This is a genomic window from Sphingomonas sp. Leaf9 (genome assembly GCF_001421355.1).
Lineage (GTDB): Bacteria > Pseudomonadota > Alphaproteobacteria > Sphingomonadales > Sphingomonadaceae > Sphingomonas.
Map to the genome: position 1 here is coordinate 361531 of NZ_LMKC01000004.1, position 23216 is coordinate 384746.

Below are 23216 nucleotides of genomic sequence, written 5' to 3' on the forward strand. Positions count from 1 at the left end.
CCTGTGGATAACGTTGTGGACAATGGTTGCGCTGCCGGCGGCCGCGCAGACATTTCCGAAGTTTTCCGGGCTGGTCGTCGACGACGCCAACGTCCTGCCGGCGGAGACCCGTGCCGACCTGACGCAGAAATTGCAGGCTTTACAGCGGGATACCAAGCGGCAGCTGGTCGTCGCCACGATCGGCGACGTGCAGGGCTATCCGCTGGAGGAATATGCCAACAAACTGCTGCGCGCCTGGGGGGTCGGTCTGAAGGGTGTGGATAACGGCGTCATCCTTCTGATCGCGCCGAACAATCCCGCCGGGCAGCGCGGACCACGGCTGGAGGTCGGCTATGGACTGGAGCCGGTGCTGACCGACGCGATGTCGCGTACGATCATCGAACAACAAATGATGCCGAAGCTGAAGTCGGGCGATGTTCCGGCGGCGATGACGGCGGGCACCGATGCGGTGATCGCGCTGCTGCGTGCCAGCCCGGAAGAGGCGCAGGCAAAGGTCGATGCCGCCGCCGACGCGTTCGACCGGGGGCGTCGCCAGCAGACATCGGACCCGGATGGCGGTGCGGTGATCGGCATCGTGTTCTTCATCGGGGTCGGCCTGTTGATCTTTGGTATCCTTGCCGTGTCGCGCCGGCGGCGGCGGGGCCCATGGGGCCAGCCGCATCGGAGCAGCACGGCGGGCGATGTCGCGCAGGTCGTGCTGTGGTCGATCGCCGACGAATTGGCGCGCAGTGCCGCGCGCGGCGGCAGTCGTGGCGGGGGATGGTCCGGCGGATCGTCGCGCGGCAGTTCGGGTGGCGGCTGGAGCGGTGGCGGCTTTACCGGCGGGGGTGGCGGCTCCGGCGGCGGCGGCGGCGCGTCGGGGAATTGGTGATGCAGCTGACCGATACCGATCGCGTGCGCATCCGCGATGCCGTGGCCACCGCAGAGGCAACGACCGAAGGCGAGATCGTCGTCGTGCTCGCCCGGCGGTCCGACGCCTATCATGATGTCGGGCTGCACATGGCGGTGCTGGCGATGTTGCTGGTGCTGGCCGCGACCGCGCTGTGGCCGGGATGGCTGCTGGCGTTCCATGGCTGGGCCGAGCCGTGGGGCGATGCCCCTGCCCCGCTGTTCCTGCTGACGACGATGGCGTGGGTGCAGGCCGCGGTGTTCCTGATCGTGCGCTATGGCTGCGCGTGGATGCCGCTGCGCATGGCGCTGACCCCGGCGTCGACCAAGGCGCGGCGGGTCCATACCCGCGCGCTGCTGCTGTTCCGCGCCGCCGCCGAACGCCGCACGGTGGCGGCGACCGGCGTGCTGCTCTACCTCTCGCTCGACGAACATCGTGCCGAACTGATCGCGGAGGCCGCGATCCACGACCGGGTGGACCAGGCGGTGTGGGGCGACGCGCTGGCGGCGTTGCTGGTCGCGCTGAAACAGGATCGCCCGGCCGACGGCATCGTTCAGGCGGTGGGCGCGATCGGCCAGGTGCTGACCGAACATTTTCCGACAGGAGACAGGCAAATGAACGAACTCCCCGACCGGTTGATCGAACTATGATCGACGCCGATGCACCCGAAGAGGTGATGTGGGCGGGCCGCTTCATCACCGCGAAAAAGCGCGGCCGCTGGGAATATGTCGGCCGGGCGAACGGCATCGGCGCAGCGGTGATCGTCGCGGTCGATGACGGTCATGTCCTGCTGGTCGAACAATATCGCGTGCCGCTGGGCCGCAACTGCATCGAACTGCCCGCCGGGCTGGTCGGCGACGATGCCGCCGGCGAAGCGGCGGCGGTGGCGGCGACGCGCGAGCTGGAGGAGGAAACCGGCTATCGCGCGGGCACGATGGTGTCGCTGGGCGAATATCATTCCTCGCCGGGGATGGTGTCGGAGAGCTTCACGCTGTTTCGGGCCGGTGCGCTGGTGAAGGTCGGCGACGGCGGCGGGGTGCCGGGGGAGGATATCGTGGTCCACCGGGTGAAGCTGGCGGACGTGGCCGCGTTCATCGCGGACCGGCGCGCGGCGGGCAAGGCGGTCGATGTGAAGCTGTTGTTGCTGTTGGCGCCGTATCTGTTGGGGTGAGCCTCCTTTCGTCACCCCGGACTTGATCCGGGGTCCCGCTTTGTTGGCGGTTGGCGACGAAGGAAGAAGCGGGACCCCGGGTCAAGCCCGGGGTGACGGGTGGGGATAGGTTCGCTGCCTACGCTCCGCTCTCGTTTTCCGATTCTCCCGTGTGCTTCGAACCAAACGGAAGCGCGGTGGGGAGGGAGAGATCAGCCCTTGGCCGCAGGCGTCGCCGCCGGCACGCGGCACGGTACGATGTTCTTCGGTTCCGGGCGTCGCCCGTCCGGCGTGAACATCGCGATATAGCCGCCGGCCGAGGGCATCTTCTGCAGCTCGACCAGCCGATATCCGACCGCTTCGAATTCGCATTTCAGCAGCGCGGGCGGGGTGCCGTGGTTCTGCGTGCGGCGGTCGGCGTCGACCACCACCACCTGCCCGCCGGGACGCAGGCTGGGGCGCAGGTTCCACAGGAACGCGTATGGCTCGGCGATCTCGTGGTACATGTGCACCATCAGCACCCGGTCGAAGCTGCCGATCGGCAGTTTCGCATCGTCCGGTTCGCCCAGCCGGACGCTGACATTATCCAGCCGTTCGCGCGCCACGCGCTGCGCCAGCGCGTCGCGAATCTGCGGAATGATATCCTCGGCCAGCACGCGGCCGTCGGCACCGACCCGCTGGGCGAGACGGATGGTGTAATAGCCCTCGCCCGCGCCGATATCGGCGACGGTCATGCCGGGCGCGATGCTGGCCTTGTCCATCACCAGTTCGGCTTCGTTCAACCGGTCGCGCGATTCCTCGGTCGACCAGCGTGCCGACACGATCGTCGCCACCGGCCGGTCGGCCCGGGGGAACACCGGCTTGTCCTCCCGCTGCGCATTGGCGATCGGGTTCGGCTGCGTCGCGTCGCAGCCGGCCAGCATCAGCAGCGCAAGCGGAAGGGCGTGGCGCATCTCAGTCGACATCCTCGACATCGACCGATTCGCCGGTCACCCGCTGCGACAGCGCGGCGGCCATGAACGGGTCGAGCGCGCCGTCGAGCACGTCGCCCGGCGCGGTGGAGACGACGCCGGTGCGCAGGTCCTTCACCATCTGATACGGCTGCAGCACGTACGAGCGGATCTGGTGGCCCCAGCCGATATCGGTCTTGGTCGCGTTTTCGGCATTGGCCTCCGCCTCGCGGATCGCCAGCTCGCGCTCGTACAGGCGGGCGCGCAGCTGGTTATAGGCCTCGGCCTTGTTCTTGTGCTGCGAACGCTGGTTCTGGCACTGCACCACGATGCCGGTCGGGATATGCGTGATACGCACCGCCGAATCGGTCGTGTTGATGTGCTGACCACCGGCACCCGACGCGCGGTAGGTATCGATGCGCAGGTCGCTTTCGTTATATTCGACCTCGATATTGTCGTCGATCACCGGATAGACCCAGATCGATGCGAACGAGGTGTGGCGGCGCGCGGCGCTGTCATACGGGCTGATGCGGACCAGGCGGTGGACCCCGCCCTCGGTCTTGGCAAAGCCGTAGGCATTCTCGCCCTTGATGAGCAGCGTCGCCGACTTGATGCCCGCCTGTTCGCCCGAATGCTGATCGACCAGCTCGACCTTCATGCCGCGACGTTCGGCCCAGCGGGTGTACATGCGTTGCAGCATGCCGGCCCAGTCCTGGCTTTCGGTCCCGCCGGCACCGGCGTTGATCTCGATATAGGTGTCGTTGCCATCGGCCTCACCCGACAGCAGCGCCTGTACCTTGTCATGGTCGGCGCGCTTCGCCAGTTCGGCAAGGTTCGCGACGCCTTCCTCGGCCATCTCGCTGTCGCCCTCGGCATCGGCCATCTCGATCAGCTCGACGGTGTCGGACAGGTCGCGTTCGATATCGCGGGTGGCGGTGATCGCCTCGTCCAGCCGGCGGCGTTCGCGCATTACGTCCTGTGCGGCCTTGGGATCGTTCCACAATGCCTGATCCTCGACGCGCGCGTTCAGCTCGTCCAGCCGGCGCAGCGCGCGGTCCCAGTCGAGAAAGCGGCGCAGCAGCGCGAGGGCATCGTTGATCTTGTCTACATGGGCTTGCGCTTCGGCGCGCATGGGGAAAACTCCGGGGATAAGTAATCAGGGGGAATGCCGCCGATATGGGCGGCGCGCTAGTAGATTCCCCCTTCGCGTTGCAAGAAGTCGCTGTCGCGCGGCTGCGCCTGTTGCGCGGGGCGCGCGGCGCGGGTCGGATCGCGGGTAACGGGCGCGCGCGCTTCGCCAAGGCGTCCGGTGGCGCGGCGTGCCTCGGTCTCGGGCTTGAACGCTTCCCAGATGATCCCGGCCTTGGGATCGGTCGTCGGCCAGCCGCCATAGACCGGGCGGCCGCTGGCGCGGTCGATGCGGACCATGCGGATGCCCGCCGGCGCGCGGAACGGCAGCACCTCCATGTCCTGATACGCCTTGACCGCGAAGCTCTTGTAGATCGGCGCGGCGATCGTGCCGCCCTGTGCATAGCCGCCCAGGTTACGCGGCGTGTCGAAGCCCAGATACAGCCCGGCGATCATCTGCGGCGATCCGCCGACGAACCACACGTCGGTCGGCCCGGTCGAGGTGCCGGTCTTGCCCATGATCGGCCGGTTCAGGTCGCGCAGCGTGGTCGCGGTGCCGCGCTGGATCACGCCTTCCATGATGTGCACCATCTGGTACGCGCTCATCGCGTCGACCACCTGTCGCGCCTTGATCTGCGGGCGGGGCATCGGCTTGCCGTCCCAGTCGGGCGCGTTGCAGCGGTCGCAGGCGCGCCAGTTTTCGGGCAGGATCACCTTGCCGCGCCGGTCCTGCACGAAATCGATGACGGTGGGGTCGAGTTCGCGGCCCTGGTTCGCCAGGATCGAATACGCGTTGACCATGCGCAGGACCGTCGTCTCCCCCGCGCCCAGCGCATAGGAGAGGTACGGCGGAAACTTTTCATCGCTGACGCCGACGCGCTGGATCAGGTCGTTCACCTTGTCCATGCCGGTCTGTGCCGCCGCGCGCACCGTCATCAGGTTGCGCGACTGCTCGACGCCCCAGCGCATGGTGTGCGGGCCCGCCCCGCCGCCGCCGAAGTTGCGGAAGCATTTCTGGCCCAGCCGCCCGCCCTGGTTCACGCAGAACGGGCCGTCGACGATGATCGACGCCGGGGTCATCCCCGCCTCCAGCGCGGCGGCATAGACGATCGGCTTGATCGTCGATCCGGGCTGGCGCATCGCCTGCGTCGCGCGGTTGAACGACTGGATGCGGCTGTCGAAGCCGCCCTGCATCGCGAGGATACGGCCGGTGCGCGGGTCCTCGACCACCATGCCGCCCGACACGCGCGGGACCGAGCGCAGCGACCATTGTGAGCCGGCCGGCGCCACCGCGAGGATATCGCCGGGCTGGATCGCGGCGAAGGCGGTGCCGCCGACCCCGCGCACCGGCATCACTGCATTGCCACGCGGCAGGACGCCGGTGCGCCCGTCGGCAAAGCCGATCCGCGCCTCGCCGCTGTCCTTTGCGATGACGATCGCTGCCTGCCAGTCCTGATAATCGAGGGCGATGTTGGTGTTGAGCAGCACCGACTGCCAATTATCCTCGTCGACCTGCGCGCGCGGCTTGTTCAGCGGGCCCGACCAGCCGCGCCCCGAATCGAAGCGGATGAGGCCGGCGCGCAGTGCGTCCTGCGCATCCTGCTGCAGCTTGGGGTCGAGCGAGGTGCGCACCCACAACCCGCCGGCATAGACGCTGTACGGGCCGTCCTTCGCATTCTCGCCGAACTGGTTCATCAGCTGGCGGCGCACTTCCTCGATGAAATAGCCGCCGGCGGTTTCCTTGCGCGGGGTCTGGCGCGGGATGGTGCCGAGCGGCTGGGCGACCGCAGCTGTGCGCTGGCTCGCGGTGATGAAGCCGTTGCGCTCCATTTCGCCCAGCACCCAGTTGCGCCGCTTGATCGCGCGGTCATAGCCGCGTTCAGGCGTGTAGTTGGACGGCCCCTTGGGCAGGATCGCCAGATACGCCATTTGCGGCAGCGTCAGCTCGCGCAGTTCCTTGCCGAAATAGGCGTGGGACGCCGCCTCCACGCCGAACGCGTTGCGGCCGAGCGCGATCTGGTTGAGATAGAGTTCGAGGATCTGCTGCTTGGTCAGCGCGCTTTCGATGCGATAGGCGAGCAGCGCCTCCTTCGCCTTGCGGACATAGCTGACCTCATTGGTCAGCAGCAGGTTCTTTGCCACCTGTTGCGTGATTGTCGACGCGCCGATCGGGCGGCCGCTCCGCGTCAGGTTGCTGAACATCGCCGCGGCGATGCCGGGATAATCGACGCCGTGGTGTTCGAAGAAGGTGCGATCCTCGGCCGCCAGGAACGCGCGGACCAGCAGCGGCGGATATTCGGCATAGGACAGCTGCACGCGGCGTTCGCGGGCATAGCTGTGGATCGGATCGCCCTCGATCCCGCGCACATTGGTTGGCAGCGGCGGTTCATAGGCGCGTAGCGAATCGACCGACGGCAAGGTGCGCCACAGCAGCAGCCAGATGAGGAACACGCCGATGCCCGCCAGCAGCAGCGCGACGGCAGGCAGGCGGAACCACCACCGCCGCCGGATACGGGCGAAACGGGCGCGCCGGCTGGGGCGCGCGGTGTCGGGGGTGGCTTCGGTGTCGGATACGCTCATCGCCCGCGCGGTTTAGCAGGTTTGGCCGTGGGGGAAAGGGAGAGGCCGCGCGACGGCGAACATGCCACGACATGTGAAATCGTTCGTGCTGAGTAGGGGCTGAGCTTGTCAAAGACCCGTATCGAAGCACTGGTGGCGACGGTCCTTCGATACGCCGCTTCGACAAGCTCAGCGGCTAATCAGGACGAACGGGGTGAACAGGCAACCAGAGTCATCGATCCGCCGCCAGCGCGTCGGACAGCAGCGCCCGGACGGCGCGCAGTTCGGTGATGCGCGCGGCGCGGCGGGGGGCCGGGGCGACCGGCAGCGGGGCCTTCGCCTCCTGCGCCAGCAATTGCTGCACGCCGCGCACGGTGTAGCCCTGTTCACCGAGCAGAGTGTGGATACGGCACAGCAGCGCGACATCCTCCGGCCGGTAATGGCGGCGGTCGCCGGCACGGGTCAGCGGCTTGATCTGCGGGAAGCGCCCTTCCCAATAGCGCAGCCGGTGCTGCGGTACCCCCAGTTCGCGCGCGACCTCGCCGATCGAGCGATAGGCGCCGGCCGATTTGTCGACGGGGGGCGCCAATCCGGCCCGATCAGCTCGCCGCGACGATGCGGTCGCGCATCATCTGGCTGGCGCGGAAGGTGAGGACGCGGCGCGGGGCGATCGGCACTTCGATCCCGGTCTTTGGATTGCGGCCGACACGTTCGCCCTTGTCGCGCAGGACGAAGCTGCCGAAGCCCGAAATCTTGACGTTCTCGCCCTTGGACAGTGCTTCGCACATCGCGCCGAGAATCTGTTCGACCACGCGGGCGGAATCGGCGCGCGAAAGGCCGATTTCGCGGTGCATTTCCTCGGCGAGATCCGCGCGGGTCAGCGTGCCATCGGTTGCCATCGGTTCTTCTTCCCCTTCGAACAATGTCGAAGCGCTAGCACGGCGTATACGAAGATTCAAAAATACGAAAGGATTACCAACGTACTACGGCGGCGCCCCAGGTGAAGCCACCCCCCATCGCCTCCAGCACGACGATATCGCCGCGCTGGATCCGGCCGTCCTTCACCGCGACGTCGAGCGCGAGCGGAACGGAGGCGGCCGACGTGTTGGCATGGCGGTCGACGGTGACGACGACCTTTTCGGGCGCGAGGTTCAGCTTGCGCGCGGTCGCATCGAGGATGCGGGCATTGGCCTGATGCGGCACGACCCAATCGACATCGGCCGGGGTCAGCCCGGCCAGCTCGAGCGATTCGCCCATGACGGCGGCGAGGTTCACCACCGCGTGGCGGAACACTTCCTTGCCCTTCATGCGCAGCTTGCCGACGGTGCCGGTGGTCGACGGCCCGCCATCGACATAGAGCAGGCCATTGTGGCGGCCATCGGCGTGGAGCCGGGTCGACAGGATGCCGCGCCCGTCCGCCTCCTCGGTCGCCTCCAGCACGATCGCGCCCGCGCCGTCGCCGAACAGGACGCAGGTCGTGCGATCCTCCCAGTCGAGGATGCGGCTGAAGGTTTCGGCCCCGATGACGAGCGCTTTGGCGTGAACGCCGGCGCGCAGCATCGAATCGGCGACCTGCACCGCATAGAGGAAGCCCGAACACACCGCCGCCACGTCGAACGCGACGCAATCGTCGATGCCGAGCGCCGCCTGCACCTTGGTCGCGGTCGCCGGAAACGTCTGGTCGGGGGTGGCGGTCGCCAGCACGATCAGGTCGATCTGCGCGGGGTCGAGGCCCGCGGCGGCGATCGCTTCGCGCGCGGCATCGGTGGCGAGCGTCGAGGTCGTCTCATGCTCGGCGGCGATGTGCCGGAAACGGATGCCGGTGCGCTCGACGATCCATTCGTCGGTGGTATCGACCCGCGCGGCCAGTTCGGCATTGGAGACGCGATGGGCGGGGAGCGCCGATCCGGTGCCGGTGACGATCGCGCGAATCATGCTGCCTGTGCCTCGATTGCGGCCAGATCGCTGGCGATGCTGCGGGTCAGGTCGTCGCGGACCATTTTCGCGGCGACCTGGATCGCGTTGGACACGCCGATCGCATTGGCGCTGCCATGGCTCTTCACCACCAACCCGTTGAGGCCAAGGAAGACCGCGCCGTTATGGTTGTTGGGGTCAAGATGATGGCGCAGCAGGTCGGTCGCGGGCTTCGAAATCAGGAACCCGATCTTCGAACGCACCGACGAACGGAACGCGCGCTTGAGCAGGTCGCCGACGAAGCGTGCCGTACCCTCGGCGGTCTTGAGCGCGATGTTGCCCGAGAAACCGTCGCACACGACGACATCGACCTGTCCGCGCGACAAGCGATCCCCCTCGATATAGCCCGAAAAGGTCATCGGCAGATGCGGCGACGCGCGCAGCGTGGCTGCCGCCTCCCGCACGCTGTCGATGCCCTTCAGCTCCTCGGTGCCGATGTTCAGCAACGCGACGCGGGGGCTTTCGAGGTCGAGCGCGGTGCGGGCATAGGCTGCCCCCATCACCGCGAACTGGACGAGGTTGCGGGCATCGCACTCGGCATTGGCGCCAAGGTCGAGCATGACCAGATCATTGTCGCCAAGGCTAGGCAGCAGCGCCGCCAGCGCCGGACGATCGATGCCAGGCATGGTGCGCAGCGCGAGCTTCGCCATCGCCATCAGCGCGCCGGTATTGCCCGACGACACTGCGGCGGCGGCGCGACCCTGCTTCACCAGGTTGATGGCAATCCCCATCGACGTGGTTTTCGCACGGCGAATCGCCTGGCTGGGCTTGTCGGAAGAACCGACGACCTCAGGCGCGTGGACGATCTCCGACGCGGCACTGAGGTTCGGGTGCGATTCGAGACCGGCGCGAATCGCCGCCTCGTCACCGACCAGCAGGAAGCGCATCGATTCGTGGCGTCGCCGGGCATGGGCGACGCCAGCGAGCATGGTGGCAAGCCCCTCGTCACCGCCCATCGCGTCGATGGCGATCCAGGAACCGTCAGCCATGCGTGCTTTCCTGTCCGGTTGAGCGGTTTACGCTTCGACCGAGACGACTTCGCGACCGTTATAATGGCCGCAAGCGGTGCACAGGTTGTGCGGACGCTTCAGTTCGCCACAGTTCGGGCATTCCTGGAACGACTCGATGCTCAGCGAGTCGTGGCTGCGACGCATACCGCGCTTCGAGGGCGAGGTCTTTCTCTTGGGAACTGCCATTTCGGCACCTTTATCACTTGGGTATCAGTTGGTTTCGCTACCAACTGACGACGCGGCCCAGGCAAGTGCCGAACCGCATAACTGCGACCGGCGACCCGCCGGACCGGCAGACAGGCTGGTCGCGAAGCGAACCGCGCCTATAGCGTTTTCGTGCGCGGTTGCAAGCATTGGGTTGGACTTCGCCGCCACCAATGCCGACGATATCCCTGCGCAGGCGGGGAGACGGTGCGGCGCTACTTACCCATTACCGCGTCACCGACAAACGGATTCGTCGCGCGTTCGTGACCGAAGGTGCTGCCGGGACCATGGCCCGGTACGAAGGCGATATCGTCGCCCAGCGGCCACAGCTTGGTGACCACCGATGTGAGCAGCGCCTGATGGTCCGACAGCGGAAAGTCGGTGCGGCCGATCGATCCCTGGAACAGCACATCGCCGACCAGCGCGAATCGGGCTTCCTCGTGAAAGAAGATGACATGGCCCGGCGTGTGGCCCGGCGTTTCGTACACCGACAGCACCGCTTCGCCCACGGTCACCGTATCGCCCTCGACCAGCCAGCGGTCGGGTTCGAAGGGGACACCGCGCAGGCCCCAGCGCTTGCCGTCTTCGTCCAGCCGGGCGATCCAGAAGCGATCCGCCTCGTGCGGGCCCTCGATCGGCACGCCCAGCTGCTCGGCGAGCGGCTTCGCCTCGCCGCAATGGTCGATATGACCATGGGTCAGCAGGATTTTCTCGATCGTCACGCCCTGCTGCTCGGCGGCGGCGAGCAGGCGCGGCAGGTCGCCGCCGGGATCGACGAATGCGCCGCGCATCGTCTTCGTACACCACAGGAGGGTGCAGTTCTGCTGGAGCGGGGTCACCGGGATGATCGCCGCGCGGATCGGGGATGGGGTCATCGCACAGGCCATATCGCTTAACGCTGCGTACACAAAGGTGTCACGATGCTTGCCCCGCGCGCGCGCAACCGGCAAGCGTGGGCGGATGTTCGACACGACCCGGCCCTTCGTGCTGTTCGACGATGCCCGGCCGGGCGGAACCGCACGGCTGTACCGCGCACCCACGCGCCTGATCTGCGCCGACCGGGTGGACGAAGTCGCAGGCGCGCTGACCGCGCTGCAGGCGGCGACGGCGGCGGGTCAGAGCGTCGCGGGCTATCTGACCTATGAAGCCGGGGCGGCATTGGTGCCGGGGGCGCCGGAGCGCCGCGGCGACGGGCCGCTGCTGTGGTTCGGAGTGTTCGACGCGGCCGAGACGGTCGATCTGGGCGACCATCTGCCCGATCCGGCGGGGGCGTGGATCGGTTCGGTCGCGCCCGACATCGCCGCCGATGCCTATGCCGCGCGCTGTGCCGACATCCTCGACCTGATCGCGGCGGGCGATATCTATCAGGCGAACTTGACCTTCGGCGCGACCGTGCCGCTGATCGGCGATCCACTGGCGCTCTATGCCGCGATCCGCCCGCGCGCCGCCGCCGGGCATTGCGCGGTGGTGTGGACCGGCACCGACTGGCTGTTGTCCTTTTCACCCGAGCTGTTCTTTGCGGTCGAGGGCGGTCGGATCACCGCGCGGCCGATGAAGGGCACCGCGACGCGCGATCCCGATCCGGCGCGGGACCGCGCCGCGGCGCAAGCGCTGGCGACCGATCCCAAGCAGCGCGCCGAAAACCTGATGATCGTCGACCTGATGCGCAACGACCTGTCGCGCGTCGCGAAACCGGGCAGCGTGCGGGTGCCCGAGCGCTTCGTCGTCGAAACCTATCCCAGTATCCATCAGCTGATCTCTTCAGTCACCGCCGAGCTTGCGCCTGACAAGGATGCCGTGGATGCGCTGGCGGCGCTGTTTCCCTGCGGATCGATCACCGGTGCGCCGAAACGGCGCGCGATGCAGGCGATCGATGCGGTCGAGGGCCGCGCACGCGGCATCTATACCGGGTCGATCGGCTGGATCGACGGCGCGGGCGATGCGTCGTTCAACGTGGCGATCCGCACCCTGCACCTGCCCGCCGGCGCATCCCACGCAACGCTGGGGCTGGGATCGGGGGTCGTCGCCGATTCGGTGGCAGACGCCGAATGGCGCGAATGTCTGGCCAAGGCGCGCTTCCTTGACGCGCCCACGGCGCGGTTCGACCTGATCGAGACGATGGCGTTCGATCCGCATAGCGGCATTCCGCTGCTGGAACGGCATCTGGCGCGGCTGACCGACAGCGCCCGCGCGCTGGGCTTTGCGTTCGACCGGCATGCGACGCGCAACGAATTGCAGGCGGCGACCTTTCGCCTGCGAATCCCCTCGCGCGTGCGGCTGTTGCTGTCGCGCAGTGGAGCGATCGCGGTCGATGTCACGCCGCTGCCCACTGCCCCGGCCGGACCGGTCGATGTCGCGCTGGCCCCGTTGCCGCTCGACACGCGCGACCTGCGCCTGGCGCACAAGACCAGCGACCGGCGTTTCTGGCCCGCCCCGCCCGCCGGATGTTTCGAAACGATCTTCCTCAACGACCGCGGCGAGCTGACCGAGGGCAGCTTCACCTCGATCTTCGTCGATGGCGGCGCGCAGTTGCTGACCCCGCCGCTCGACCATGGGCTATTGCCAGGCGTGCTGCGCGGCGAACTTATCGCGCGGGGCGAGGCGGTCGAAATGCCGCTGGCCCCGGCCGATTTGGCGCAAGGATTTTACATCGGTAACGCGGTTCGCGGATTGATTCGTGCGCGGTTGGTTGCGGAGGCGGATCGGGAGGGCTAGAGCGCCGCCATCTGTTCCTTCTCAGCATCGGACGTCCCATGAAGCCCTCCGCCGCGCTCGATCGCATCAACCCGTCGCCGACCCTCGCCATCACGTCGAAGGTCCTCGAACTGAAGCGGCAGGGCGTCGACGTCATCGGCCTGGGCGCCGGCGAACCCGATTTCGACACGCCCGATTTCGTGAAGGACGCCGCGATCGAGGCGATTCGCGCCGGCAAGACGAAATACACCAACGTCGACGGCACGCCCGAGCTGAAGGAAGCGATCGCCGCCAAGTTCAAGCGCGACAACAGCCTGACCTATGCCGCGAATCAGATTTGCGTGAACGTCGGCGGCAAGCACACGTTGTTCAACGCGCTGGTCGCGACGGTCGATGCCGGTGACGAGGTGATCGTGCCCGCGCCCTATTGGGTGAGCTATCCCGACGTCGTGCAATTCGCAGGCGGCACCCCTGTGTTCATCGCCGCCGGGGCCGACCAGAACTACAAGATCACGCCCGAACAGCTCGAAGGGGCGATCACCGCGCGGACCAAGTGGGTCATCCTCAATTCGCCATCCAACCCGACCGGTGCCGGTTACACCCGCGACGAACTGCGCGAGCTGGGCAAGGTGCTGGAACGGCACCCGCATGTGTGGATCTTTGCCGACGATATGTACGAGCACATCGTCTATCCCGGCTTCGAATTCGCGACGATCGCCGAGGTGAACCCGAGCCTGTACGACCGTACGCTAACGGTGAACGGCTGTTCGAAGGCCTATGCGATGACCGGTTGGCGCATCGGCTATGCCGGCGGTGCGGCGTGGCTGATCAAGGCGATGGCGAAGCTGCAGTCGCAGTCGACCAGCAATCCCTGTTCGATCGCACAGGCCGCCGCCGTCGCCGCGCTGAACGGCGACCAGTCGTTCCTGGCCGAGCGTAACGATGCATTCCAGCGCCGCCGCGACCTGGTGGTGGCCGAACTGAACGCGATCGATGGCGTCACCTGCCCCACGCCCGAAGGTGCGTTCTATGTCTATCCCGACATTTCCGGGCTGATCGGCAAGACGACGCCGGGCGGCAAGCGGATCGATACCGACGAGGATTTCGTCGGCTATCTGCTGGAGGATGCGCGGGTCGCGGCGGTGCAGGGCGCGGCGTTCGGCCTCTCGCCCGCGATGCGGATCAGCTATGCCACGTCGGACGACCTGCTCCGCGAAGCCTGTGTACGTATCCGTACGGCCTGTGCCGCGCTGCGGTAATTCCGCTGTAGAAACGGACTATTAGGGGCTGGTCCCTATCACGATCCGCATTGTGATAGGGACCGCATGCTGCTCGATATCTCCACCCTGTATGTGATGGTCGCGCTGTGTTCGGTCGTAGCCGGCATCGTGCACCTGACCGCTGCCGCCGGGGGACGGTTCGGTTCGTGGGCAAACTGGTGGGGCGGCGGGCATCTGTTGCTCGGGGTCAGCGCGGTCATGCCGCTGCTGCGCGGCCTGGGCGTGCCCGGCCTCCTGACCATCGGCAATACGGCAGCCGCGCTCAGCTATGGCGCGATCTATGTCGGCATGCACCGCTTCGCCGACCCCGCCGCGCCGATCCGGCGATGGATCGTGCTGACGGGAATCGTTGCGCTGCCGCTGCTGTTCTGGTCGTTGCCGCAGGATTTTGGCGATCGCATCGCCTATCTGAACGTCCTGCGGTCGCTGTTCGACGTTGCGACGGTCCTGCTGGCGATACGTATCGCGCGTCGCGAAATGCTGCGCACCGGATGGATCGTGGCGGTGATGTTCGCCATGACCGTGCCGATGTTCCTTGGCCGGGCGTGGTTCGCAGCCACCGGACAATTGGGCGGCGATCCGACCGGCATGCATGGCGGGCCGGCGGCGTGGATGGCGGCGGGGGCGATCGCCTTCATCATGTTCCGCGGCTTTTCGCTGCTGACGATGGATGCGGAACGGTGCGAACGGCGGCTGGCGACGCTGGCCGAACGCGACGGACTGACCGGCGCGGGCAACCGCACCGCGTTCGACCGGGCGCGGTCGGGGTGGCGCGGCGACGGTGCGGTGCTGATGATCGACCTGAACCGGTTCAAGGCGCTGAACGATCGCCATGGCCACATGACGGGCGACGCGGCGCTGAAGATCGCGACGCGCGCGGCGGTCTGTTCGATCCCGATGTCGGGCCGGGTATTCCGCTGGGGCGGCGACGAGTTCGTCTGCGTCCTCCCGGGCCTGAACGATGCCGCGGCACAGGCGATAGCCGGGGAAATCGCCGCCCGCTTTACCCAGGGTACCACTGCACTGATCGGCCCGGACGAGGTGGCGGACCTGAGCGTCGGCTGGGCCACGGGACCGTTGGTGATGGTCGACACGCTGGTCGGACAGGCCGATGCGCGAATGTATGCCGAAAAGCGGCGGGGCCGGTCGGCATCACCGGTTTTGCAACGCAGCGTTGCCGAAAGCGCACCCCCGGCCATCTTGATTTCGCAGTCGCAACATGGTTGAGGCTGTGCGCAACATGAACGGACGCGCCAGCGCCGGTTCAGCCCCGCAACCTATATCTTGCACCCAGTGATGGGCGATCCTCTCCTTTTGCGGGGTTCGTCCGATGCCGCATCCCATCCGGGGCACGGCCGGGCAAGAGGACGAGACAGATGACGACCAAGCGCACCGGATTCCTTCGCCATTTCATCAGCGGTTTCGCGCTGGGTGCCGTCGCGCTGGTCGCGGTGCAGGTGGCGGATCGCAGCGATGCGAAGTCGGTCCATCCCGCACCGTCGGTCGTCCAGCGCATCGGTTGATCCGGGGCTGATCTGGCGGTGCGCGGTGGCGCACCCCATCTCGGTTCCCGGCATTGTTCGAGGAACCTTCCCATGAAAGTCCTGCTGCCCGTCGCCATCGCCGCCATCGGCGTGGCCGCCCTGTCGATCCCCCCGGCTACGGCCGAGCGCGCGGTCCCGATCCCCGTCGTCACCAGCGACGTGCCCCCCACCCCCGGCCTTGCCACCGCCGTGCTGGCGGGCGGCTGCTTCTGGGGCATGGAGGCGGTGTTCGAACGGGTGAAGGGCGTGAAATCGGTCGTCAGCGGCTATGCCGGCGGCACGCGCCAGAGTGCGACCTACGACCAGGTATCGACCGAACGCACCGGCCATGCCGAGGCGATTCGCATCACCTACGACCCGCGCATCGTCAGCTATGGCACGTTGCTGCGCGTCTATTTCTCGGTTGCGCACGATCCGACGCAGCTGAACGGGCAGGTCCCCGATTCGGGGCCGAGCTATCGTTCGGCGATTTTTCCACAGAACCCGTCCCAGGCGCTGACCGCGCGGCGCTATATCGCGCAATTGACGCGGGCGAAGGCGTTCCCGAAGCCGATCGCGACGAAGATCGAGACCGGTGCCTTCTATCCGGCGGAGGCCTATCATCAGGATTTCGCCCGGCGGAACCCGTCCCACCCCTATATCGTGCGATGGGACAAGCCGAAGATCGCGGCGGCGAAGGCGGCGTATCCGGGGTTGGTGATCTGATGTCGTAAGCGTATCGGCCAATCCCCGACCGTTCGTGCTGAGTAGGGGCTGAGCGAAGTCGAAGACCCGTATCGAAGTACTTTGGCGCGGGCGGCCCTTCGATACGCCATTTCGATAAGCTCAATGGCTACTCAGGACGAACGGGTTGATGGCAGGAGGTCACACTTCACAGCAACCCCAGCGCCATCAGCTCGCCGATCAGCCGCGGCGGCAGTTCATCGGCACCGGTGCCCTCCCCGCCCAGATCGGCGGGGGCATCGGCCTCCTCCAGATAGCGCCAGCCCTGGTGCGCGCGCTTCGGTCGTCCCTCGACCAGTACCAGCTTCGGCCCCAGGTGGATCGCGACGCGTCCGCCCTCCGCTTCACCAAAGCCGAGGATTGGCGAGCGGGCGACCAGCCGGTGCTTTAGGATCCAGAACAGCGACCCGCCCTCGATCTCCGCTGCCCGTTTCGGCAGGTAGCGGGTGGTTAGGAACCCGCCTTCGGCATGGCGCGTGGCCAGCCGCTCGGCGAGCTGTTCGACCGATTCGATGGCGAAGGCGACTTTGGTGAGATGCAGCGGCACGCGCCCCAGATGGGAAGCGCGGTGGCCCGGCTCAACCCGCCAGCCTCAACCGGCAAGCCCGCTGACGGTCGCCAGCCCGAGGAAGACGAGGAACCCCATCGAATCGGTCGTCATCGTGACGAAGATCGACGACGCGACCGCGGGATCGGCGTTGAACCGGTCGAGCGTCAGCGGGACGAACACCCCCGCAAACCCGGCGATGACGACATTCAGCAGCATCGCGGTGCCGATCACCGCGCCCAGCTGTGGATTGCCGAACCACAGGGTGACGCCGGTGCCGATCAGCGCGGCGACGGTCGCGCCGTTCATCAGCGCGATAATCATCTCGCGCCGGATCGCGCGCACCGTGTTCGACTGTGTCAGCTGGTTGGTGGCGAGCGCGCGCACCGTCACCGCCATCGTCTGCGTGCCCGCATTGCCGCCAAGGCCGGCGACGATCGGCATCAGCGCGGCCAGCGTCACCATCTTGTCGATCGTGGCGCCGAACGCGCCAATGATCGTCGCGGGCAGCAATGCGGTCATCAGGTTGGTGATGAGCCAGCGCACCCGCGCCTTGTACGAATCGCGGATCGGTTCGTTGATGTCGCCTTCGCCGGCACCCGACAGCAACAGCGCGTCCTCGCCCGCTTCCGCCTGGATGATGTGCACCACGTCGTCAACGGTAATCATGCCGACCAGCCGTCCGCTGCCATCGGTGACCGCTGCCGAGATCAGCGCGTATTTCTGAAAGCGCAGCGCGACCTCTTCCTGGTCCATGTCGACCGGGATAAGCGTCTGTTCGCGCGCCATCACATCGGCGATCGCGACCGAGCGCGGGGTGCGGAGAATCCATGACAGCTGGCAGGTGCCGACCGGCTTGTGCGCCGGGTCGACGACGAAGATTTCCCAGAAATCGGTGGTCAGCACTTCGTCTGCGCGCAGGTAATCCAGCGCGTCGCCGACGGTCCAATGCTCGGGCACCGCGACCAGCTCGCGCTGCATCAGGCGGCCGGCGGATTCCTCGGGATAGGACAGTGCCTCCTCGATCGCGGCACGATCGTCGGGGTCGAGCGCGCGCAGCACCGCGCGCTGTTCCGCATCGTCGAGATCCTCAATGATCGCGACCGCGTCGTCGGTGTCGAGCTGCGCGGCTAGATCGGCGACCTGGGTCGCGGTCAGCGCGTCGATGACCGCCTCGCGCACCCAGTCGTTCATTTCCGCCAGCACGTCGCCGTTCAACCGTTCGGCGATGGCGGCGGCCAGGGCGGCGCGCTGTTCGCCGGGCACCAGTTCGAACAAATCGGCCAAGTCGGCGGGGTGGAGCGGTTCGACCAGCTCGCGCACGGCCTCGTCATCGCCGCGATCCACCGCGTCGCATACTGCGCGGACGAATTCGGGCTTCAGCCGGTCGTCCTCGTCCAGTTCGCTGGTCGTATCGGGAAGGTCGAGTTCGGTCATGGTCGCAACCCTCCACGCGCGGTTTCGCCCGCTGTAGCCATGCTGCACCGCCGTGCCAACGCCTGTGCGGTTGTCCTTGGCCGTTCGAACCCCTAGCTAGGCGGGCGCGTTGCGGTACCGGCCCGCTCCCCCACCCGACCACCCAAGCCAGTATCCTGATGGGTGGTCGGGTGGGGGAGCGGGCCGGTACCGCAGCGATCCGGCATCTCCGGATCGACAAACAAGGTTTCAAGGAGCTTTCAATGGCCGATACCCCCAGCACGCTCGTGATGACGCTCGATACCGGCGAAGTCCGCATCAAGCTGCGCCCCGACCTCGCGCCCAACCACGTTGCGCAAATCGTCAAGCTTGCCGACTCGGGCTTTTATGACGGCGTGCCGTTCCACCGCGTGATCGACGGTTTCATGGCACAGGGCGGCGACGGCGGTCGGCGCGACGGCACCGGCGGGTCGAAGGAACCGAATCTCAAGCAGGAGTTCAACGCCGAACCGCATGTGCGCGGCGTGTGTTCGATGGCGCGGACGTCGGACCCGAATTCGGCCAACAGCCAGTTCTTCATCTGCCTCGACGATGCGACCTTCCTCGACCGCCAGTACACGGTCTGGGGCGTGGTCGAGAGCGGCATGGATGCCGTCGACGCGCTGCCCAAGGGCGAGCCGCCGCGCAATCCGGGCAAGATCGTGACCGCGCGCTCGGAAGCGTAAGGACCTCCGCCTCGTCGTCATTCCCGCGCAGGCGGGGGTGACGAGCGGGGCAGCGACTGCCCCCTCGTCCGTCATCCCGGCGCAGGCCGGGATCCATGGATGGGGGGACGTCGGCGAACAATCCAAAAACACCCGACACAATGGATTCCGGCCTTCGCCGGAATGACGAAGCGTCGGTGGTCTCCCTATTCCGCCGGCGCGTTCAGCGCCGTGACCAGCCAGTCGTGGAACAGCTTCACCGGCCGCTGCTGCAACAACCGCGGGCGGCACACGAACCAATGGCTGTAGGTCGAATCGACCGCCATATCGAACAGTGGCACCAGCCGGTCGTCGCGCGCCGTTTCGAAATGCGATTCGAGCATGAAGGCGACGCCCAGCCCCTGCGCCGCCGCCTCCAGCATCAGCGTGCCCGAATCGAACCGGTCGATCGCGACCGGCTCGATATCGGGAACCCCGGCGGCGTGCATCCAGTCGGCAAAGGTGTCGGGCATGTCACGGTGGATCAGCGCGGTATGCTGCGCCAGCTGCGACGGATCGGTGATCGGCGTACGATCGATCAATGCGCGTCCGGCGATCGCATAGACCCGGTTGCGATCGAGCCGCCGGGCATAGAGCGCCGGGTCGATGGCATGGTCCAGCACGATCGCGACGTCGATCCCCTCGCCCAGCCGCCCCAACCCGTGATGCGCGGTGTCGAAATCGAGGTGCAGTTCGGGATGCTGGTCGTGCAGGTCGCCCATGCGCGGCATCAGCCGCTGGATCGCGAACAGCGGCAACACGCCCAGCCGCAGCCGCAACACCTCCACCGCGCCCGACATCTGTTCGACCGCGTCCGACAGCGTGTCGAGCGCGCCCGACAACAGCGTCAGCAGCCGTTCGCCGTCGTCGTTGAGCTTCAGCGCCTGATGCCGGCGCTCGAACAACGGCTTGCCGATGAAGCGCTCCATCGCCTGCACCCGGCGGCTGAGCGCGGGCGACGACAGCGCCAGTTCGTCGGCGGCGAGCTTGACCGAGCCCAGCCGTGCGACATGCACGAACGCTTCGATCGCGGTGAGAGGTGGCAGGCGACGCATCCGATACCCTAACTTGGTTGCGGTGCGGTACACGCTGCACCGCGATCGTCTCGCTTGCAACCAGACTCCCGTATAGCGTTGCATTTTATGCAATGCGAATTGCTTTGTTCGCACTTGCACAAAAACGTGCCGCACCGCACATAGGACGTGCCTTTCAGGCATCCTCTCCTAAAAACTTTCCGGCCGGTCGTTTTCGATCGGCCTTTTTTTTCGCCTTGTTGCCGGCAACCCACCGCCCATATCCGCCGTTCCTTGGCGTTCAGTTCAGGACGGAATTTGATGGCGGACAGCGAAACAGGCGGACGGCGGTTGCAGGTGGCGAATGCCCGGCCCGAAGATAGCGGGCGCGGCATCGCCCATCTCCCCCGATCGGTGATGGCGCTGCTGGGCATCAACGAGGGCGACGTCGTCGAGATCATCGGCAAGAAGACGACGCCCGCACGCGCCATCGCACCCTATCCCGAGGACGAGGGCCTCGACATCGTGCGCATCGACGGGTTGCAGCGCGCCAATGCCGGCGTCGGATCGGGCGATCAGGTCGAGGTGCGCAAGGCCGAATCGCGCCCCGCCACTCGCGTCGTCTTTGCCCCCGCCCAACAGAATCTGCGGCTGCAGGGGTCGGCGAACGCGCTCAAGCGCACCTTTTTCGGGCGGCCGCTGTGTCAGGGCGATATCGTCGCGACGACCGGGCACCAGCGGGTCGACAATTTGTCGCCCAATGTCCGCCGCTATGTGAACGCGCCCGCCTTCTCCTTGCAGGAAATTCGTCTCGCCGTGGTGTCGGCCACGCCCAAGGGCGTCGTCCACATCGACGAATCGACCGAGATCGAGCTGCGATCGGAATATGAGGAACCGCGCGAGGCACGCCGCGCCGATGTCACCTATGACGATATCGGCGGCATGGGCCAGACGATCGACCAGCTGCGCGAGATGGTCGAGCTCCCCTTGCGCTATCCCGAACTGTTCCAGCGGCTGGGCGTCGATCCGCCCAAGGGGGTGTTGCTGCACGGCCCGCCCGGCACCGGCAAGACGCGGCTTGCCCGCGCCGTCGCCAATGAATCCGACGCCGAATTCTTCCTGATCAACGGTCCCGAGATCATGGGATCGGCGTACGGCGAATCAGAAAAGCGGCTGCGGGAGGTGTTCGAGGAAGCGACCAAGGCATCGCCGTCGATCGTGTTCATCGACGAGATCGATTCGATCGCACCGAAGCGCGGCCAGGTATCGGGCGAGGCGGAGAAGCGGCTGGTCGCGCAGCTGCTGACACTGATGGACGGGCTGGAATCGCGCGCCAATATCGTCGTCATCGCCGCGACCAACCGCCCGGAAGCGATCGACGAGGCGCTGCGCCGCCCCGGCCGGTTCGACCGCGAGATCGTGGTCGGCGTGCCCGACGAGCGTGGCCGGCGCGAAATCCTCGGCATCCACACCCGCGGCATGCCGCTCGACGACAATGTCGATCTGGGCGAGTTATCGCGTACCACCTACGGCTTTGTCGGTGCCGATCTGGCGGCGCTGACCCGTGAGGCGGCGATCGATTCGGTGCGACGGATCATGCCACGCATCGACCTGTCGGCGGGCACGATCCCGCAGGACGTGCTCGACAGCCTGTCGGTCACCCGTGACGATTTCGTCGAGGCGCTCAAACGCGTTCAGCCGAGCGCCATGCGCGAGGTGATGGTGCAGGCCCCGACCGTCCGCTGGGACGATGTCGGCGGGCTGGACGATGCGCAGATGCGGCTGAAGGAAGGCGTCGAGCTGCCGCTCAAGTCCCCTGAGTCGTTCCGCCGCCTCGGCATTCGTCCGGCGAAGGGCTTTCTGCTCTATGGCCCGCCCGGCACCGGCAAGACGCTGCTGGCAAAGGCGGTCGCACGCGAGGCGGAGGCGAACTTCATCGCCACCAAGTCGAGCGACCTGCTGTCGAAATGGTATGGCGAGAGCGAGCAGCAGATCGCCCGGCTGTTTGCCCGTGCGCGACAGGTGGCGCCGACGGTCATCTTCATCGACGAACTCGATTCGCTGGTGCCCGCGCGTGGCGGGGGGCTGGGCGAACCGCAGGTGACCGAGCGGGTGGTCAACACGATCCTGGCCGAGATGGACGGATTGGAGGAGCTGCAATCGGTGGTCGTGATCGGCGCGACCAACCGTCCGAACATGGTCGACCCCGCGCTGTTGCGGCCCGGCCGGTTCGACGAACTGATCTATGTCGGCGTACCCGATCAGGCGGGCCGCGCGCGCATCCTGGGCATCCAGACTCAGAAGATGCCGCTGGCCGCCGATGTCGACCTCGACGCGATCGCCGCGCGAACCGACCGGTTCACCGGTGCGGACCTCGAGGATGTGGTGCGTCGTGCCGGCCTGTTCGCGCTGCGCGCCTCGCTCGACACGCGCGAGGTGACGATGGCGCATTTCGAATCGGCGCTGGCCGACTCGCGCGCATCGGTGACGGCCGAGATGGAGGAGGAATATCGCGCCATGTCCGCCCGGCTGAAACAGGATGCGGTCTCGATCCAGCCGATCGGCTTCATCGCCCCCGGCATGGTCGAAGGGCGCGGGCCGAAGGGATAGCGCGTGCGGGGACCGTCGGCACCGGCCGGCCCCCCACCCGATCGGTACCGACATTCGTCGCAGCGCGAAACCGATCCGCTTGCAAGTTCGTTGCGCTTTTGCGACGACGCGCTGACCATGGCCTTTCGCGCCATCCGTTCGAGGATTTGCATGACGACGAGTTCCAACGCCGCGACCCGACGGAAGCCGCGCGGCGTACCATCGCCGGCCGGCATCTTCCTGCGCGGGTTCGTAAAGCATCCGGTGATGGTCGGATCGGTCATCCCGTCGTCGAACAAGCTGATCCGCAAGATGCTGGCCCCGATCGACTGGGCCAATGCCAAGGTCGTGGTGGAATATGGCCCCGGCGTCGGCACCTTTTGCCGCCCGATTTTGCAGCGTCTTGCGCCCGATGCGCAGCTGATCGTGATCGATACCAACCCCGACTTCATCGATTATCTGAACGCGACAATCCTCGATTCGCGGTTCTCGGCCGTCCATGGATCGGCGGCGGACGTAGAACAGATCGTGGCGGACCATGGTCACCCCCATGCCGATTACGTCCTGTCGGGCCTCCCGTTTTCCACGCTGCCGCCGGGCATCGGCGACCGGATCGCGGCGGCGACGCAGGCCGTGTTGCGGCCGGGCGGCGCGTTCCTCGTCTATCAGTTCAATCCGCGCGTGCGCGATTTTCTCGACCGGCAATTCGCGCGGATCGACCATGACATGGAATGGTGGAACGTACCCCCCGCCCAGCTTTGGTGGGCGTGGAAGGATTGATCCGGTAGCATCCGGCTTGCCCG

The 23216-nt window shown here is 66.9% G+C and carries 23 protein-coding genes; 11 read left to right on the top strand and 12 right to left on the bottom strand.

Annotated features, from left to right (window positions below; genetic code table 11):
- Positions 1-22: 22 nt before the first annotated feature.
- Genes ASE58_RS12690 through ASE58_RS12700 form a run of 3 tightly spaced genes read left to right on the top strand, consistent with a single transcriptional unit; the run spans position 23 to position 2060 of the window.
- Positions 23-871, top strand: coding sequence for a TPM domain-containing protein (locus ASE58_RS12690; protein WP_235515921.1), 849 nt, complete (start codon positions 23-25; stop codon positions 869-871).
- The gene (locus ASE58_RS12695) at positions 871-1539 is read left to right on the top strand and encodes a TPM domain-containing protein (RefSeq protein WP_055821870.1); all 669 of its coding nucleotides are present in this window, start codon (positions 871-873) and stop codon (positions 1537-1539) included. Before ASE58_RS12690 ends, ASE58_RS12695 begins: the two co-directional genes overlap by 1 nt.
- Entirely contained in the window at positions 1536-2060 is a 525-nt protein-coding gene (locus ASE58_RS12700) for an NUDIX hydrolase (RefSeq protein ID WP_055821873.1), read from the top strand. The genes ASE58_RS12695 and ASE58_RS12700 overlap by 4 nt, the downstream gene beginning before the upstream one ends.
- A 191-nt stretch (positions 2061-2251) precedes the next feature.
- Here the strand turns inward: ASE58_RS12700 and ASE58_RS12705 are convergent, their stop codons facing one another.
- The 9 genes from ASE58_RS12705 to ASE58_RS12745 form a co-directional block, all read right to left on the bottom strand.
- The gene (locus ASE58_RS12705; protein WP_055757364.1) at positions 2252-3004 is read right to left on the bottom strand and encodes a class I SAM-dependent methyltransferase; all 753 of its coding nucleotides are present in this window, start codon (positions 3002-3004) and stop codon (positions 2252-2254) included.
- Positions 2994-4121 carry a peptide chain release factor 2 gene (gene prfB, locus ASE58_RS12710; protein WP_055757362.1) on the bottom strand — a complete coding sequence of 376 codons (1128 nt, stop codon included), beginning with the start codon at positions 4119-4121 and terminating at the stop codon, positions 2994-2996. The genes ASE58_RS12705 and prfB overlap by 11 nt, the downstream gene beginning before the upstream one ends.
- Before the next feature lie 56 nt (positions 4122-4177).
- Positions 4178-6697 carry a penicillin-binding protein 1A gene (locus ASE58_RS12715; protein ID WP_055821876.1) on the bottom strand — a complete coding sequence of 840 codons (2520 nt, stop codon included), beginning with the start codon at positions 6695-6697 and terminating at the stop codon, positions 4178-4180.
- Positions 6698-6908: 211 nt separating this feature from the next.
- Positions 6909-7265, bottom strand: a complete 357-nt coding sequence (locus ASE58_RS12720) for a MerR family transcriptional regulator (RefSeq protein WP_055821879.1) — start codon at positions 7263-7265, stop codon at positions 6909-6911.
- 10 nt (positions 7266-7275) lie between these two features.
- Entirely contained in the window at positions 7276-7575 is a 300-nt protein-coding gene (locus ASE58_RS12725; RefSeq protein ID WP_055757356.1) for an integration host factor subunit alpha, read from the bottom strand.
- Positions 7576-7648: 73 nt separating this feature from the next.
- A complete protein-coding gene (locus tag ASE58_RS12730) occupies positions 7649-8611 on the bottom strand; it encodes a beta-ketoacyl-ACP synthase III (RefSeq protein WP_055757354.1) in 963 nt (320 codons plus the stop codon).
- Entirely contained in the window at positions 8608-9639 is a 1032-nt protein-coding gene (plsX, locus tag ASE58_RS12735; RefSeq protein WP_055757351.1) for a phosphate acyltransferase PlsX, read from the bottom strand. The genes ASE58_RS12730 and plsX overlap by 4 nt, the downstream gene beginning before the upstream one ends.
- Before the next feature lie 27 nt (positions 9640-9666).
- The gene (gene rpmF / locus ASE58_RS12740; protein WP_055757350.1) at positions 9667-9846 is read right to left on the bottom strand and encodes a 50S ribosomal protein L32; all 180 of its coding nucleotides are present in this window, start codon (positions 9844-9846) and stop codon (positions 9667-9669) included.
- A gap of 233 nt (positions 9847-10079) precedes the next feature.
- Positions 10080-10739, bottom strand: coding sequence for an MBL fold metallo-hydrolase (locus ASE58_RS12745; RefSeq protein ID WP_055822409.1), 660 nt, complete (start codon positions 10737-10739; stop codon positions 10080-10082).
- 85 nt (positions 10740-10824) lie between these two features.
- Here ASE58_RS12745 and pabB point away from each other — a divergent pair, with 85 nt between their 5' ends.
- The 5 genes from pabB to msrA all read left to right on the top strand — a co-directional run bounded on the left by pabB (position 10825) and on the right by msrA (position 16087).
- On the top strand, positions 10825-12579 hold the full coding sequence (gene pabB, locus ASE58_RS12750) for an aminodeoxychorismate synthase component I (RefSeq protein WP_200909367.1): 1755 nt from the start codon (positions 10825-10827) through the stop codon (positions 12577-12579).
- Between the two features lie 38 nt (positions 12580-12617).
- Complete coding sequence (locus ASE58_RS12755) at positions 12618-13817, top strand: pyridoxal phosphate-dependent aminotransferase (RefSeq protein WP_055821882.1); 1200 nt, start codon at positions 12618-12620, stop codon at positions 13815-13817.
- Positions 13818-13883: 66 nt separating this feature from the next.
- Complete coding sequence (locus ASE58_RS12760; RefSeq protein WP_055821885.1) at positions 13884-15065, top strand: GGDEF domain-containing protein; 1182 nt, start codon at positions 13884-13886, stop codon at positions 15063-15065.
- Between the two features lie 149 nt (positions 15066-15214).
- Entirely contained in the window at positions 15215-15361 is a 147-nt protein-coding gene (locus ASE58_RS17965) for a hypothetical protein (protein ID WP_156347731.1), read from the top strand.
- A gap of 72 nt (positions 15362-15433) precedes the next feature.
- Complete coding sequence (gene msrA / locus ASE58_RS12765) at positions 15434-16087, top strand: peptide-methionine (S)-S-oxide reductase MsrA (RefSeq protein ID WP_055821888.1); 654 nt, start codon at positions 15434-15436, stop codon at positions 16085-16087.
- A gap of 166 nt (positions 16088-16253) precedes the next feature.
- Here the strand turns inward: msrA and ASE58_RS12770 are convergent, their stop codons facing one another.
- Positions 16254-16652, bottom strand: a complete 399-nt coding sequence (locus tag ASE58_RS12770) for a DUF1489 family protein (RefSeq protein ID WP_055757340.1) — start codon at positions 16650-16652, stop codon at positions 16254-16256.
- A gap of 45 nt (positions 16653-16697) precedes the next feature.
- Entirely contained in the window at positions 16698-18089 is a 1392-nt protein-coding gene (mgtE, locus tag ASE58_RS12775) for a magnesium transporter (protein ID WP_055757338.1), read from the bottom strand.
- A gap of 242 nt (positions 18090-18331) precedes the next feature.
- On the opposite strand from mgtE, the gene ASE58_RS12780 reads away from it, so the two are divergent.
- On the top strand, positions 18332-18793 hold the full coding sequence (locus tag ASE58_RS12780) for a peptidylprolyl isomerase (RefSeq protein ID WP_055757336.1): 462 nt from the start codon (positions 18332-18334) through the stop codon (positions 18791-18793).
- A gap of 185 nt (positions 18794-18978) precedes the next feature.
- On the opposite strand, the gene ASE58_RS12785 is transcribed toward ASE58_RS12780, so the two are convergent.
- Positions 18979-19866 (bottom strand): LysR substrate-binding domain-containing protein, encoded by an 888-nt coding sequence (locus ASE58_RS12785; RefSeq protein ID WP_055821891.1) that lies wholly within the window; start codon positions 19864-19866, stop codon positions 18979-18981.
- A 279-nt stretch (positions 19867-20145) separates the two neighbouring features.
- Between ASE58_RS12785 and ASE58_RS12790 the strand changes: the two genes are divergently transcribed.
- Entirely contained in the window at positions 20146-22434 is a 2289-nt protein-coding gene (locus tag ASE58_RS12790) for a CDC48 family AAA ATPase (RefSeq protein WP_055821893.1), read from the top strand.
- A 150-nt stretch (positions 22435-22584) separates the two neighbouring features.
- On the top strand, positions 22585-23193 hold the full coding sequence (locus ASE58_RS12795) for a class I SAM-dependent methyltransferase (protein WP_055821897.1): 609 nt from the start codon (positions 22585-22587) through the stop codon (positions 23191-23193).
- Positions 23194-23216: the final 23 nt, after the last annotated feature.

Coding starts and splice junctions, on each gene's coding strand:
- ASE58_RS12690 (WP_235515921.1), top strand. CDS start 23: ATGGTTGCGCTGCCGGCGGCCGCGCAGACATTTCCGAAGTTTTCCGGG.
- ASE58_RS12695 (WP_055821870.1), top strand. CDS start 871: ATGCAGCTGACCGATACCGATCGCGTGCGCATCCGCGATGCCGTGGCC.
- ASE58_RS12700 (WP_055821873.1), top strand. CDS start 1,536: ATGATCGACGCCGATGCACCCGAAGAGGTGATGTGGGCGGGCCGCTTC.
- ASE58_RS12705 (WP_055757364.1), bottom strand. CDS start 3,004: ATGTCGACTGAGATGCGCCACGCCCTTCCGCTTGCGCTGCTGATGCTG.
- prfB (WP_055757362.1), bottom strand. CDS start 4,121: ATGCGCGCCGAAGCGCAAGCCCATGTAGACAAGATCAACGATGCCCTC.
- ASE58_RS12715 (WP_055821876.1), bottom strand. CDS start 6,697: ATGAGCGTATCCGACACCGAAGCCACCCCCGACACCGCGCGCCCCAGC.
- ASE58_RS12725 (WP_055757356.1), bottom strand. CDS start 7,575: ATGGCAACCGATGGCACGCTGACCCGCGCGGATCTCGCCGAGGAAATG.
- ASE58_RS12730 (WP_055757354.1), bottom strand. CDS start 8,611: ATGATTCGCGCGATCGTCACCGGCACCGGATCGGCGCTCCCCGCCCAT.
- plsX (WP_055757351.1), bottom strand. CDS start 9,639: ATGGCTGACGGTTCCTGGATCGCCATCGACGCGATGGGCGGTGACGAG.
- rpmF (WP_055757350.1), bottom strand. CDS start 9,846: ATGGCAGTTCCCAAGAGAAAGACCTCGCCCTCGAAGCGCGGTATGCGT.
- ASE58_RS12745 (WP_055822409.1), bottom strand. CDS start 10,739: ATGACCCCATCCCCGATCCGCGCGGCGATCATCCCGGTGACCCCGCTC.
- pabB (WP_200909367.1), top strand. CDS start 10,825: ATGTTCGACACGACCCGGCCCTTCGTGCTGTTCGACGATGCCCGGCCG.
- ASE58_RS12755 (WP_055821882.1), top strand. CDS start 12,618: ATGAAGCCCTCCGCCGCGCTCGATCGCATCAACCCGTCGCCGACCCTC.
- ASE58_RS12760 (WP_055821885.1), top strand. CDS start 13,884: ATGCTGCTCGATATCTCCACCCTGTATGTGATGGTCGCGCTGTGTTCG.
- ASE58_RS17965 (WP_156347731.1), top strand. CDS start 15,215: ATGACGACCAAGCGCACCGGATTCCTTCGCCATTTCATCAGCGGTTTC.
- msrA (WP_055821888.1), top strand. CDS start 15,434: ATGAAAGTCCTGCTGCCCGTCGCCATCGCCGCCATCGGCGTGGCCGCC.
- mgtE (WP_055757338.1), bottom strand. CDS start 18,089: ATGACCGAACTCGACCTTCCCGATACGACCAGCGAACTGGACGAGGAC.
- ASE58_RS12780 (WP_055757336.1), top strand. CDS start 18,332: ATGGCCGATACCCCCAGCACGCTCGTGATGACGCTCGATACCGGCGAA.
- ASE58_RS12785 (WP_055821891.1), bottom strand. CDS start 19,866: ATGCGTCGCCTGCCACCTCTCACCGCGATCGAAGCGTTCGTGCATGTC.
- ASE58_RS12790 (WP_055821893.1), top strand. CDS start 20,146: ATGGCGGACAGCGAAACAGGCGGACGGCGGTTGCAGGTGGCGAATGCC.
- ASE58_RS12795 (WP_055821897.1), top strand. CDS start 22,585: ATGACGACGAGTTCCAACGCCGCGACCCGACGGAAGCCGCGCGGCGTA.